Below are 13,077 nucleotides of genomic sequence, written 5' to 3'. Positions count from 1 at the left end.
CTTATCTTTCATACATTAGTGAAAAGAAGTATGGAAGAAGGGATTTTTGTGCATAAGAAGATCGTCTTAATAATTATTTTTACAATTGGTATTGTCTTGTCAACGGTTGCATTTGTACAGGCTAAGAATAATGCAATGACAATAGATTTATATAATTATGAAAGATATGTACAAGAAAAAAGGTATACGCAAGCAGCTCAAAAATTAGAGTCACTAAAAATTCCTATTGCGGATAATATTAAAAAGAGCCATCCAGAAAAATTAAATACGGTTGAATCGATGATTAATACAAATTTAGAAATTTTGACAGATACGAGTATCGATCATCATGATAAATTATTGCGTGCACAACAGTTGAATGTGATGTATGATGCATTAACGACATCAGGGGCTCCGTTATGGCATAGGTTCAAAACAGATTTAGAATTATCTATTGAACAAATTTTAAGTGAAGCATCCATTACAGCACAACAAGTATATGAAATAACTTATCGATGGAATGTAATATCTCCCGTACTGAAAATGTATTTATCAAATGAAGAGTATCGTAATCTTCAGGTACTATTCGATGATTTCGATTTAAATTATATAAATCAAGAAAATGAACTACAATCCGTTTTTCAACAAATGTCGTTATTGGATATGGAATCATTACAGAACAATCGAATTCAAACATACTTTCAATGGTTAACACTTATTGTCATCGGATTTATTTTTATCTCTCTATCATATGTTGGATGGATAAGGTATAAAGTCGAGTCTAAAGTAAATCATACAAATTGACAGAACGACATAAATTGACTAAAATTGACCTTAGAAATAACTGATGGAGGTAACTAAATGGGTGGATATATAATATATTTGTTGATTTTGATTATAGTACCATTATGGGCACAATCAAAAGTAAAAAGTACGTATAAGAAATATTCAAAAGTAATGAATGAAAATATGATGACAGGAGCACAAGTCGCCAGAAAAATTTTAGATGATAACGGTTTGTACGATGTATCTGTTGAAGAAGTGAATGGTGTATTATCAGACCACTATGATCCAAGAAGTAAAGTTGTACGATTATCTTCAGGTAATTTTCACGGGTATTCAGCCGCAGCCGCAGCCATTGCAGCACATGAAGTCGGACATGCAATTCAAGATGCACAGTCTTATGCATTCCTACGCTTTCGTCACAGTTTAGTACCAATTGCTAACTTAGGTGATAAATTATCTTTCTTCTTTATCATTGGTGGTTTTTTACTAGGATTAATGGATTTGGTGTTAGTTGGGGTAATTTTTATGTCCTTTGCTGTTTTATTCCAATTAATTACGCTGCCTGTTGAATTTGATGCTTCAAATAGGGCGATGGATCAATTGGTAGCTACAGGTATTATACGTAATAATGAAGAAAAACAAACGAAAAAAGTGTTGAATGCAGCAGCTTTAACATATGTAGCAGCAGCGCTTGTTGCAGTAGCAGAGTTGATTCGCTTTGCGTCAATGTTTTTCTTGTCAAGCGATGATTAATTCAATTTAATGTATAAAAACAGACCGAACCTTTTCAAAAATTGAGAAGGTTCGGTCTGTTTATACACTAATTTTAAACAATTGATAAGTGTGTTATTCAATCAAATTAAGTGTTTATGATATAGTAATAATCATAGCGCCGTTTCTTATATGTTTTACTTTAACTATGGAGGGATATCAATGTATAATAAAGACAGTATTAAAGATATGCAAAAAAGAGTCGATGATTTTATATCACAGTTTGAAGAAGGGTATTTCTCTCCACTAAGTATGCTTGCAAGGTTTACTGAAGAAATTGGGGAACTAGCGAGAGAAGTAAACCATACGTATGGTGAAAAGCCAAAAAAGGTATCCGAAGAAGAGAATTCGATTGAGGCAGAATTAGGTGACCTTCTATTTGTACTTGTTAGTTTTGCAAATGCAGAACGAATTAATCTAGTAGAAGCTTTTGATCAAACAATGTCTAAAATTGAAACTAGAGATAAAAATCGTTGGACAATGAAAAATAATGGAGGTAGTATAAGTGAAAAAAATTAGAGTTGTAGTAGCAGGTCCAAGAGGAAAGATGGGCTCTGAAGCGCTACGGATGATTTCAAAACAGGATGATTTAGAATTAGTAGCATGCTTAGATCACAAATATGAAGGGGAGTATATTCGTGACTTTGATAGTCTACCAAACATCAATGCACGTATATATACAGATATACAGAAATGTTTAAGTGAAGTAAACGCGGATGTACTTGTGGATTTAACGACACCTGAATATGGTTACATACATACGAAAACAGCTATTGAAAATGGTGTAAGACCAGTTGTCGGAACAACAGGATTTACAGATGAGCAATTAGCTGAATTAACAGATTTAGCAGAAGATAAGGGCATTGGCGTAATCATTGCACCTAATTTTGCATTGGGTGCCGTTCTAATGATGCAATTTGCTAAATGGGCAGCAAAGTACTTTCCAGATGTTGAAATTATTGAGAAACATCACGACAATAAATTAGATGCTCCTTCAGGTACTGCAGTGAAAACGGCACAATTGATACAAGAAGTACGTGAACAAAAGCAACAAGGACATCCAAATGAAAAAGAGACAATCCAAGGCGCAAGAGGTGCTAATTTTGATGGAATGAGAATACATAGTATGAGATTACCAGGTCTTGTTGCACATCAAGAAGTAGTTTTCGGATCAACTGGTGAAAATTTAACAATTAAACATGACTCTTTTCACAGGGAATCCTTTATGACAGGTGTAAAGCTAGCGATTGATAATGTGATGAAATTAAATGTGTTAGTTTATGGATTAGAAAATATTTTAGAGTAGGTGAATGGTATGAATATAGCATTAATTGCACATGACGAAAAAAAACAAGATATGGTCAATTTTACGACAGCATATACGAGTATTTTAAAAAAACATACATTATACGCTACAGGTACGACTGGAACAAGAATCAATGAAGCTACAGGTTTAGAAATTGAACGATTTCAATCAGGTCCACTAGGAGGCGATCAACAAATTGGTGCAAAAATCGCTACAAACGATATGGATTTAGTCATCTTTTTCCGAGATCCATTAACAGCGCAACCTCATGAACCAGATATTAGTGCATTAATGCGTTTATGTGACGTGTATCAAATCCCACTAGTTACTAACTTAGGTGGTGCAGAAGTAATGATAAGAGCGCTAGATTCAGGGTTATTTGATTGGAGAAATATAACAAAGTAAGTACAAAATAAATACAAAATAAGGTAGGTCCTTTTATGTTAAAAATAGGAATTACTTGTTATCCATCTGTAGGGGGATCTGGCATTGTAGCCACCGAATTAGGAAAGATGCTAGCAAGAAAAGGTCACGAAGTCCATTTTATTACATCTAGTGTGCCATTTCGGTTGGAAGAGTTTCATCCAAATATTTATTTTCATGAAGTGGAGATGAACCACTATCCAGTATTCCAATACCCTCCGTATGATTTAACTTTGGCAACCAAAATGGCGGAAGTGATTGATGCAGAGAAATTAGACATTCTGCATGCACATTATGCTATGCCACATGCAATTTGTGCATTATTAGCAAAAGACATGGCGGCACATCAAGTCAAAGTAGTGACGACACTTCATGGTACAGATATAACTGTATTAGGGATAGATTTAAGTTTAAAGAAAATTATACAATATGCGATAGAGAAATCTGATGCAGTTACTGCAGTATCAAATAGTCTTGTACAACAGACGAAGGAAATGGTCGGTGTTAACAAAGACATTCATGTTGTCTATAATTTTATTAATGAAAAAGATTATTATAAAAAAATCAATCAAAAAATTAAAGAGAAATACAATGTACAAGAAGATGAAAAAATTCTTATACACATTTCAAATTTTCGCAAAGTAAAACGACTACAAGATGTCGTACATGTATTTCATCAAGTACAAGAACATGTTCAATCTCGACTTTTATTAATTGGTGATGGTCCTGAATGTAAGAAAACACAAGAACTTGTTCAAGAATTAGGATTACAAGAAAAAGTTTTATTTTTAGGAAAACAAAAAAATATTCCCGAACTATTATCCATAGCAGATATTAAACTTTTACTATCTGAAAAGGAGAGTTTTGGATTAGTTTTATTAGAAGCAATGGCTTGTGGGGTTGTATGTATTGGAACAAATGTTGGAGGAATCCCTGAAGTAATAGTGGATGGCGAAACAGGATATATAGAAGAACTCGGAGATATTCAAGCAATCGCTCATCGGGTGATTCAGCTATTCAATAATGACACGGTGCGACAAACAATGTCTCAAGCATCCATTGATCGAGTAAAACAACATTTCTCATCTGATGAAATTAGACGCCAGTATGAAGATGTCTATTACAGTGTATTAGGAGAGAAAAATGAGTGAACAACTATTTAGAAAAGCGAAGGAAGTAATACGTCAATTTCACAAACATGGTTTTCAAGCATACATCGTTGGTGGTGCAGTCCGTGACTATTTGCTAAAAAGAGAAATTGCAGATATTGATATTGCAACATCTGCAAAACCACAACAAATAATGGAAATATTCCCTAAGGTCATTCCTACTGGGATTCAACACGGAACGGTATTAGTACGTTACCAAAATGATTCTTTTGAAGTGACGACATTTCGAACAGATGGTCAATATGATGATTTTAGGCATCCAAGCGAGGTTTTTTTTGTAAATGATTTAAAGTTAGATTTAGCAAGGAGAGATTTTACATTAAATGCTATTGCTATGACGGAGAATTTAGATTATATTGATCCGTTTAAAGGCCAAGAAGCAATTGCTAATAAAATAATTACTACTGTTGGGGATGCGAACAAGAGAATTAATGAGGATCCACTAAGAATTATGCGAGCAGTACGGTTTAGTAGTCAATTACATTTTCGAATAGACAACAACACACTTGAATCCATTAACGAATATGCACATTTAATTCAAAAGATATCTATAGAAAGAGTTGCAGTGGAATGGGAGAAATTAATAAAAGGAGACAATATTCGTCATGCATTAACCGTTTTTTTTAATGTGAAGCTTCATCAGTATATACCCATTCTAAAAGATGATGTACGAACTGTTGATTTCTTAAAAAAAATCGATAATTCTATTCCTAGTTGGAGTTGCTTTATTGCTGCAGCTACATGGAAAAACGTCCATATAACTATTGCAGATTGGACAAAACAATGGAAGTTATCCAATCAAATAAAAAGAAATGCAACAACATTATCCAATTGTTTACACGATTATATAAAAGGTGAAGAGAAATTGGCACTTTACAATCTACCCGAATCATCTTTGAATGATTTTGCAAGACTTATTCAGCTGATTACAGACCACACCATATCAGTGGAACTATTACGTAAGCGAAAAATGAATTTACCGATACAATCAAGGAAAGATATTGTGATAGATGGAACGATGTTGATTGAACTATCCAATGATAAAACGCCGGGTAAATGGATACATGAAATGTTACAACAGATGGAAAAAGAAATTGTAAACGGTCATCTTACAAATGATGTAAAAATATTAAGTGAGTGGATTAAAAATGCGTGATAATATTAGAACACAAATCATTCAAGTTTTAGCGAATAATGGAGACATGTTTATATCAGGACAAGAACTTTCCAATCGCTTACACGTATCAAGAACAGCTATCTGGAAACACATGAAAGAGTTAGAAAAGGATGGTTACATATTTGAAGCTTTGCCTAGAAAAGGCTATCGTTTAATAAGTAAGCCATCTTCTATGAATGAAACGTCATTGAAATGGGATTTAGGTACGAATTGGTTAGGACACGAGCTTGTTTATAAAGAAATTGTAACATCTACACAAGATATTGCTCATGAATTAGCACATAACGGTGCAGCAAACGGTACAGTTGTGATTGCAAATGAGCAAACAAAGGGAAGAGGCAGGATGCAACGCACATGGCATTCTCAACCTGATGGTGGTATTTGGATGAGTGTCATTTTACGACCAGATATTCCACCACATCAAGCTTCACAATTAACATTGTTTACTGCTATCAGTATTGTTGAAACATTACAACAATTTTTTGATTTACCATTTAAAATAAAATGGCCAAATGATATATTTGTGGAAGATAAAAAAATAGCGGGTATATTGACAGAGATGAAAGGTGAACTAGATACGATTGATTATATGATTGTAGGGATAGGTATCAATGTCAATCAATCAATGAACGATTTTTCTGAAGAGTTACAACAAAAAGCTTCTTCATTAGCGATTGAAAGTAACAAACATACAGATAGATTACCTTTAGTACAACAATTATTACGATGTTTTGAAACAAGTTATGATACATATCAACAACGAGGATTTGCATTAATTAAAGAAAAATGGCTTAATTATGCATATAAGTTAGGTGAAAGTGTCCAGATTAAAATGCCAAATAAAGAATTTCAAGGTCGTATATGTGGAATTAGTGATGATGGTGCATTGCTTGTTCAGTATATTGGCGAAGATATAAAAATATATAGTGCAGAAATTTTATGGTAAGGGGTACTTATTGTGAAAACAACACTTCAATTACAGAAAATGAAGCAAAATGATGAAAAGATTACAATGGTTACAGCATATGATTATCCAAGTGCTAAATTAACAGAACAAGCAGAAGTAGATATGATTCTTGTTGGAGATTCACTTGGTATGGTAGTTTTAGGGTATGAATCTACTATTGAAGTTACGGTAGATGATATGATTCATCATGCAAAAGCAGTCACTAGAGGCGCAAAAGAGACATTTGTTGTTGTAGATATGCCATTTATGTCCTATCATCAATCTTTGTCTTCTGCGATGCGCAATGCTCAGAAAATCATCCAACAAACGAGAGCCCAAGCATTAAAAGTAGAAGGTGCGTCTAACTCTATATTGGAAGTAGTCAATCATTTAACAACTGCCGGAGTTCCTGTTGTAGGACATCTAGGTTTAACACCACAATCCGTAAATGTGCTAGGTGGCTATCGTGTCCAAGGAAAAGATAAACAAACAGCGATTAAATTAGTAGAAGATGCACTGAAATTAGAAAAGAATGGAGCAATAGCTGTCGTTTTAGAATGTGTACCAGAACAACTTGCAGCATTGATAACAGAGAAACTATCTATTCCAACAATTGGGATAGGAGCAGGGAATAATTGTGATGGACAAGTACTTGTTTATCATGATATTTTACAATATGCAGTGGATTATAAACCTTCTTTTGTGAAGACATATGCAGATATTAGCAGCATAACCAAACAAGCAATTCAACAATTCACTATTGAAGTGAAGAAAAAAGAATTCCCGACCATCAATCATTCCTTCCCTATTGATGTAGAAGTGATGGATGCTGTAAAAAAGGAGTTAAGCTAAATGAAAGTCATTCGTACTGTTGAAGGACTAACTCGAATAATTAAAGAAAAGAAGCAATTAAATCGAACGATCGGCTTTGTACCAACAATGGGGTACCTCCATGAAGGACATGTAACATTAATGGATCAATGTCGAAAAGAAACAGATGTAGTTGTTGTTAGTATATTTGTTAATCCGTTACAGTTTGGACCGAATGAAGATTTCGAGAGATATCCTAGAGATGAAGAACGTGATGCACACTTAGCTTTGAGTCATGGCGCTGATATTTTATTTTTACCTTCTATGGAAGAAATGTATCCGTCAACTCGCTCAATAGAAATGACTGTCGTAAAAAGAAATGACGTTCTTTGTGGTAGAAGTAGACAAGGCCATTTCGATGGTGTTGTGACAGTATTGACGAAACTATTTCATTTAACTCAAGCAGATGTTGCTTACTTTGGATTAAAAGATGCGCAACAAGTTGCAATTGTAAAAGGATTAATTGACGATTATAATTTTCCAATAAAAATCAGAACAATTCAAACAGTGAGAGAATCGGATGGACTAGCTAAAAGTAGTCGAAATGTCTACCTTACTGAGGAAGAGCGAAATCAAGCTACGAATATATACAAATCACTACTCCTGGCGCAAAATTCCATAAGTGAAGGGAACAAAAATATTGATCAAATAAAAGAAAAAATGATCGGATGGATTAAACAAAATACATCTGCTACAATTGATTATATTGAAATATTAGACTATCCTTCATTGGAACAAATTGAAACAATCAATAAAAGAACCATTATCGCTATAGCAGTTCATTTCACCAATGTTCGACTGATTGATAATGTGATTGTAAATGAAAATGGAGATATCATAGAAAAGGTATTTAGTTAACTATTTTTGAGGCATCTGCCTAAAAGAATAGAAGACATGCCAAGTTTTCTAAGGGGGAAATCATTATGTTACGAACAATGATGAAATCAAAAATTCATCGTGCGAAAGTAACAGAAGCGAATCTTAATTATGTGGGCAGTATTACGATAGATGAGGAAATTATGGAACAAGTAGGTATCTTACCACATGAAAAGGTACAAATCGTGAATAATAATAATGGAGCAAGACTCGAAACATATGTAATTGCTGGGACTCGTGGTAGCAAAGTAGTTTGTTTAAATGGAGCAGCAGCAAGGTTAGTGCAACCTGGAGATATTGTTATTATTGTTGCATATGCTATGGTAGATGAACAGGAACTTTCTACTTTTCAACCAAAAGTTGCTATTATGGATGAATCCAACACCATTCTTGAAATTATAAATCAAGAACCACCATTATCAATTATGTAAGTTTTGTAAACTGTTCAACTCTTATCATTAGATAAGAGTTTCTTTCTGAATGAATTTACAAGTATACAAAGGGGTGATTTTTTGAAGAGGTTTGCTGTAATTGATATAGAAACAACTGGACACACCCCTCTAAAAGGTGACCGAATAATCGAAATAGGTATTGTTATTCTAGAAGATGGAATGATTACAGAGGAGTATAATCAATTTATAAATCCGAATCAACCAATCTCACCATTTATTACCCAATTGACATCTATTACGGATCAAGATGTACAAAATCAGCCGCCATTTGAGCATGTGGCTGATAAAATCATACAATTACTCTCAGATACGATTCTTATAGCACATAATATTCAATTTGATTTAAACTTTTTAAATGAAGAATTAATCCGAACAGGACATGAGAAAATTCAACCATCAGTAATTGATACTGTAGAACTATCGAGAATTCTCTTTCCAACAGCACCTGGATATAAATTGAGTGAGTTAGCACAATTCTTATATATTACACATAACCAACCACATCGTGCAATATCTGATGCGTTAGTTACTGTTGACTTATTTCTTGTACTTTACAATAAAATACAAACATTACCAAAAGAGATTCAACACTATTTTTTAAAATTCTCATCAAACCTAAAATCAGATGTACATTTATTAATTTCTAACCAAACAAGTGATGAATCGAAACAACTTGTCAGTATTAATGGAATCATTCTTAAAGAAATGTCTAAAGGAAAGAAACGGCCTTTAGAGAATATAGCTAATTTTCAACATTTTTTAGATGCATTTTATGACAAGGATGGTTACTTAGACAAGACTTTTGAAAAATATGAAATGAGAAAATCTCAATTGCAAATGAGCGAAATTATTTATGATCATTTTTGTCGAAAAGAACATGTGATCATCGAAGCGGAAACAGGGATTGGAAAATCTATTGCGTATTTGATTCCTGCAATTTATGAAGCAAAAAAGAGTCAAAAGCCAATTGTAATTAGCACTTCAAATATTAATTTACAAACAAAGTTGATAGAAGATGATTTAAAACAATTACAAGATATGATAGATTTTGATATCCGCGTATCGTTGGTGAAAGGCCGACAACATTATTTGAGTCTGGAGAAATTTGAAAAGTTCTTGCATGATAATGACAAACATTCTTATCATCATATTATGGTAAAATCTATTATTTTAGTGTGGCTAACAGAAACCGAATCAGGAGATTTGGACGAGATTCAATTACCGAGCAAAGACCAACAAATCCGACAACAGTTGATTATCGATCAGCCTACTAAAAGCAAGTATTGGAAAGAATATTGTTTTTACGAACGTATGAAAGAACGAGCAAACAATGCTGATATCATTGTCGTCAATCATGCATTATTATCTCTTGAACTTAGTCATAAATCATCTATTTTACCTCCATATTCTAAAATTATTTTAGATGAAGCACATCATTTTGATATGATTGCAAGTAGATATTTAGGTGGGAGTCTTCATTATTTTGAATTACATGCCTTTATTCAGCATGTGGAAGGTGAAGTCCCAACAAAAGAATTAGGAAATGAATTAGAAACAATTAAATATGAAATTGATGTATTATTTAGAGGTTTATTTGAATTTGTAAGAAATAGTCCAAGTAATGTGAGATCTTTTAGTGATCAAGGAAGAATGCAACGTATTTGGGATATTTCTGATAAAAAAGATAAAGATATTTATTTGTTAATAGATAGTATACAACGGACGAAATTATACCTAGAACAATTTTATACATCTCAACAAGATAAAAAATGGTTTGATTCTTATCGTACGGAATGGAGAAAGTATTTAGATGATTTACATGAACTATTACTGGCGACACAAGAAGACACGGTTACATGGCTTGAAATTGACCAAAATGGAGCAAGAAATGCAGTATATATGAAAAAAGAGCTCTTTACTGCTGCAAAACAACTAAGTGAGAAGTTATTTAATCAAAAAGAGTCTGTCATTTTGACAAGTGGTACATTAACAATCAATCAATCCTTTCATTACTATATTGAACGTTTAGGTTTAAATAATAATGAAATAAATTGTTATCAATTAGATACACACTTTACATACGAAGATAATGTACAAATATTTGTTCCAACAGATTTCCCAGAGTTAACCTATCCAAATAATGATCCCTATATTTATGCAACATGTGAAGCAATCATATCACTAGCTTCACAATTAAATGGGAGAATGCTTGTACTCTTTACCTCTTATGATATGTTAAAAAAAGTACATGATTTATTAAAAGAATCCGAGGAACTAATCGATTATATGATAATCGCTCAAGGTATAACCACAGGAAGTAGGAATAGACTAATTAAACACTTTCAAGTTTTTCAACAATCGATCTTGCTAGGAACAAATGCGTATTGGGAAGGAATTGATATCCCGGGTAATGATTTAAGTTGTGTTGTTATTGTTAAGTTACCATTTCAATCCCCATATGATCCTGTATTTGTAAAGCAGTCTATGTATTATAAGCAACAGGGCAAAAATCCTTTTGTTGAACTATCGTTGCCTAAAGCGGTTTTTCAGTTCAAACAAGGATTTGGAAGATTGGTAAGAAAGGAAACTGATAAAGGGATTATCTTTGTTTTAGATCATCGAATTATGACAAAACAATATGGAACGACTTTTATTCACTCGATACCTAAAGTACCCATACATTATGATTCCATTCACTCTTTAATAAATAAAGTTAATGATTGGATATGATATTTTTTACACATCTGTGTCATCCTATATAGTACTATGAAAGAAAGCAGGATGTGTAAATGAAAAACAAATGTCTTTATCGTATCGTATTTGTTACTTTTTTGGCACTTACTCAGACGAGTCCTGTATTTACATATACAGACAATAAAAGCATTGATGTGATCTTTTTTAACCTTTCTGAAGGAGAGGCCACTTTAGTAGTTACAGAAAATCAAAAAAGAATTTTGATCAATACAGGTTCAACAAATAGTAAGGACGAATTAATCAATCATTTAAAAAAACTAAATGTTACTTCAATTGATTACTTGCTTATTACAAATACTAATGATGAATATGATGGAAATATGGATCAAATTGCACAGAAATATGATATAAGTGAAATTATAGTACCAAATCATGAAGATTATACAGAAGAGAAAAACGATAAGCGCTTTTTTGTCTGGAAAGACCTAACAGATATAACATTAACAAATAAACTTTCATTAAAATTAATAGATGAAACCGAAGAGGGTGAAGTAACATTTCTGCTCTTATTTGGTAATGAATCTATATTGTTTTCGAATGATGAAACAAGCGATGTAGAAGAACGTATAACTAAAATTACAAATCATGTAGATGTGATTAAAATTGCTGCATTCGGTAGTGGTGACTCACCAAGTCAATCATTTTTAGAGTTAACAGATCCATATCTAAGTGTTATCTTCCATAGTAATGAATATGAAATAAATGAAGACTTAGTTGAGCGACTAGCAGCCTCCTGGATAGATGTGTATTTTGTTAGACAAACAGGTTCGGTTTATTTGCGAATGACTACAAATGATTTTGAATTACTCTCATGAATTTACTTAAGAAAATTGCTTATTCGTGCTATAATGAACAAGTGAACAGAACAGGATTTGGTCTAGTGGAGGTGCTGAAATGAATAATCCCAAAATCACAACATTATCAACAGTGAAAATTAAATACTCGGATGATTTATACAAAGTTGTCGATAGTCTAAATAGGACACTAAAAGAGGATGATTTAATGTTTGGAATTACATTAAGTGAGGAAGATGATGAGAAAGCGATATTTACCATTTATAGAACTTAAGAAAAGTGTCATTATAACGATTATTTTAATCATTACATGCATTGCTATTGTGATTTATGGATTACATCTATACAACTATGTCATGAATGATAAGACGAAATCATTTACGGAAGTAAAAAAATATATAACGAAAGTAGTAAAAATCAATCATGTGAATAATTTAACTAGATATCATGGTGATCAGTTATATTATGTATCTGAAATAACAATAAATAATAAGCCTCATCTTCTATTCGTGAAAGAATCAGACAAAGGATATGCACATACATTGTATGATGCATCAGAATTTTATTCGAAAGAAGATATTTTAGCAGAATGGGAAAGTACTTGTAATAATTGTGAGAAAATAGATTCCACTATAGGTATGTTGGAAGGTAACCCAGTTCTAGAAATAAAATATTTGGATCAAAAAGATAGATTCGTTTATGAACATGTTCTGTTAGAAGATAAATCCCGTTATCTATTAACAATTGATCCATCATTTAATTAGGAAAGGTGAT

General features: G+C 32.6%; 15 protein-coding genes. All 15 read left to right on the top strand.

Annotated features, from left to right (window positions below):
- The first annotated feature begins 48 nt into the window (after window positions 1–48).
- The 15 genes from ACFOZ1_RS07445 (at window position 49) to ACFOZ1_RS07375 (ending at window position 13,067) form a co-directional block, all read left to right on the top strand.
- Entirely contained in the window at window positions 49–783 is a 735-nt protein-coding gene (locus ACFOZ1_RS07445) for a sporulation protein YpjB (protein WP_390197785.1), read from the top strand.
- A 57-nt stretch (window positions 784–840) separates the two neighbouring features.
- Window positions 841–1,518: a zinc metallopeptidase gene (locus ACFOZ1_RS07440; RefSeq protein WP_390197782.1), complete on the top strand. Its 678-nt coding sequence runs from the start codon at window positions 841–843 to the stop codon at window positions 1,516–1,518.
- Between the two features lie 180 nt (window positions 1,519–1,698).
- Window positions 1,699–2,055 (top strand): nucleotide pyrophosphohydrolase, encoded by a 357-nt coding sequence (locus tag ACFOZ1_RS07435; protein ID WP_390197780.1) that lies wholly within the window; start codon window positions 1,699–1,701, stop codon window positions 2,053–2,055.
- A complete protein-coding gene (gene dapB / locus ACFOZ1_RS07430) occupies window positions 2,042–2,842 on the top strand; it encodes a 4-hydroxy-tetrahydrodipicolinate reductase (RefSeq protein ID WP_390197777.1) in 801 nt (266 codons plus the stop codon). Before ACFOZ1_RS07435 ends, dapB begins: the two co-directional genes overlap by 14 nt.
- A 9-nt stretch (window positions 2,843–2,851) precedes the next feature.
- Entirely contained in the window at window positions 2,852–3,247 is a 396-nt protein-coding gene (gene mgsA / locus ACFOZ1_RS07425) for a methylglyoxal synthase (RefSeq protein ID WP_390197774.1), read from the top strand.
- Window positions 3,248–3,282: 35 nt separating this feature from the next.
- Complete coding sequence (gene bshA, locus ACFOZ1_RS07420) at window positions 3,283–4,416, top strand: N-acetyl-alpha-D-glucosaminyl L-malate synthase BshA (RefSeq protein ID WP_390197772.1); 1,134 nt, start codon at window positions 3,283–3,285, stop codon at window positions 4,414–4,416.
- Window positions 4,409–5,590 carry a CCA tRNA nucleotidyltransferase gene (locus tag ACFOZ1_RS07415; RefSeq protein WP_390197769.1) on the top strand — a complete coding sequence of 394 codons (1,182 nt, stop codon included), beginning with the start codon at window positions 4,409–4,411 and terminating at the stop codon, window positions 5,588–5,590. The genes bshA and ACFOZ1_RS07415 overlap by 8 nt, the downstream gene beginning before the upstream one ends.
- On the top strand, window positions 5,583–6,557 hold the full coding sequence (locus tag ACFOZ1_RS07410) for a biotin--[acetyl-CoA-carboxylase] ligase (protein ID WP_390197766.1): 975 nt from the start codon (window positions 5,583–5,585) through the stop codon (window positions 6,555–6,557). Before ACFOZ1_RS07415 ends, ACFOZ1_RS07410 begins: the two co-directional genes overlap by 8 nt.
- 12 nt (window positions 6,558–6,569) lie before the next feature.
- Window positions 6,570–7,409, top strand: coding sequence for a 3-methyl-2-oxobutanoate hydroxymethyltransferase (gene panB, locus ACFOZ1_RS07405; RefSeq protein ID WP_390197763.1), 840 nt, complete (start codon window positions 6,570–6,572; stop codon window positions 7,407–7,409).
- Entirely contained in the window at window positions 7,410–8,285 is an 876-nt protein-coding gene (gene panC, locus ACFOZ1_RS07400) for a pantoate--beta-alanine ligase (protein WP_390197760.1), read from the top strand.
- Between the two features lie 65 nt (window positions 8,286–8,350).
- Window positions 8,351–8,734, top strand: coding sequence for an aspartate 1-decarboxylase (gene panD, locus ACFOZ1_RS07395; protein WP_390197757.1), 384 nt, complete (start codon window positions 8,351–8,353; stop codon window positions 8,732–8,734).
- A gap of 81 nt (window positions 8,735–8,815) precedes the next feature.
- Entirely contained in the window at window positions 8,816–11,485 is a 2,670-nt protein-coding gene (dinG, locus tag ACFOZ1_RS07390; RefSeq protein ID WP_390197755.1) for an ATP-dependent DNA helicase DinG, read from the top strand.
- A 59-nt stretch (window positions 11,486–11,544) separates the two neighbouring features.
- Window positions 11,545–12,324: a ComEC/Rec2 family competence protein gene (locus ACFOZ1_RS07385; RefSeq protein WP_390197752.1), complete on the top strand. Its 780-nt coding sequence runs from the start codon at window positions 11,545–11,547 to the stop codon at window positions 12,322–12,324.
- A gap of 79 nt (window positions 12,325–12,403) precedes the next feature.
- Window positions 12,404–12,577: a YpmA family protein gene (locus tag ACFOZ1_RS07380; RefSeq protein WP_390197749.1), complete on the top strand. Its 174-nt coding sequence runs from the start codon at window positions 12,404–12,406 to the stop codon at window positions 12,575–12,577.
- Window positions 12,543–13,067: a hypothetical protein gene (locus ACFOZ1_RS07375; protein WP_390197746.1), complete on the top strand. Its 525-nt coding sequence runs from the start codon at window positions 12,543–12,545 to the stop codon at window positions 13,065–13,067. Before ACFOZ1_RS07380 ends, ACFOZ1_RS07375 begins: the two co-directional genes overlap by 35 nt.
- Window positions 13,068–13,077 lie beyond the last annotated feature (10 nt).

It is taken from the genome of Gracilibacillus marinus (genome assembly GCF_042651725.1).
GTDB classification, from domain to species: Bacteria; Bacillota; Bacilli; order Bacillales; family Amphibacillaceae; genus Gracilibacillus; species Gracilibacillus marinus.
The sequence above is the reverse complement of the archived record's forward strand: the minus strand, read 5'-3'. Positions and strand labels throughout refer to the sequence as shown.

Coding starts and splice junctions, on each gene's coding strand:
- ACFOZ1_RS07440 (WP_390197782.1), top strand. CDS start 841: ATGGGTGGATATATAATATATTTGTTGATTTTGATTATAGTACCATTA.
- ACFOZ1_RS07435 (WP_390197780.1), top strand. CDS start 1,699: ATGTATAATAAAGACAGTATTAAAGATATGCAAAAAAGAGTCGATGAT.
- mgsA (WP_390197774.1), top strand. CDS start 2,852: ATGAATATAGCATTAATTGCACATGACGAAAAAAAACAAGATATGGTC.
- bshA (WP_390197772.1), top strand. CDS start 3,283: ATGTTAAAAATAGGAATTACTTGTTATCCATCTGTAGGGGGATCTGGC.
- ACFOZ1_RS07415 (WP_390197769.1), top strand. CDS start 4,409: ATGAGTGAACAACTATTTAGAAAAGCGAAGGAAGTAATACGTCAATTT.
- ACFOZ1_RS07410 (WP_390197766.1), top strand. CDS start 5,583: ATGCGTGATAATATTAGAACACAAATCATTCAAGTTTTAGCGAATAAT.
- panC (WP_390197760.1), top strand. CDS start 7,410: ATGAAAGTCATTCGTACTGTTGAAGGACTAACTCGAATAATTAAAGAA.
- panD (WP_390197757.1), top strand. CDS start 8,351: ATGTTACGAACAATGATGAAATCAAAAATTCATCGTGCGAAAGTAACA.
- ACFOZ1_RS07385 (WP_390197752.1), top strand. CDS start 11,545: ATGAAAAACAAATGTCTTTATCGTATCGTATTTGTTACTTTTTTGGCA.
- ACFOZ1_RS07380 (WP_390197749.1), top strand. CDS start 12,404: ATGAATAATCCCAAAATCACAACATTATCAACAGTGAAAATTAAATAC.
- ACFOZ1_RS07375 (WP_390197746.1), top strand. CDS start 12,543: ATGAGAAAGCGATATTTACCATTTATAGAACTTAAGAAAAGTGTCATT.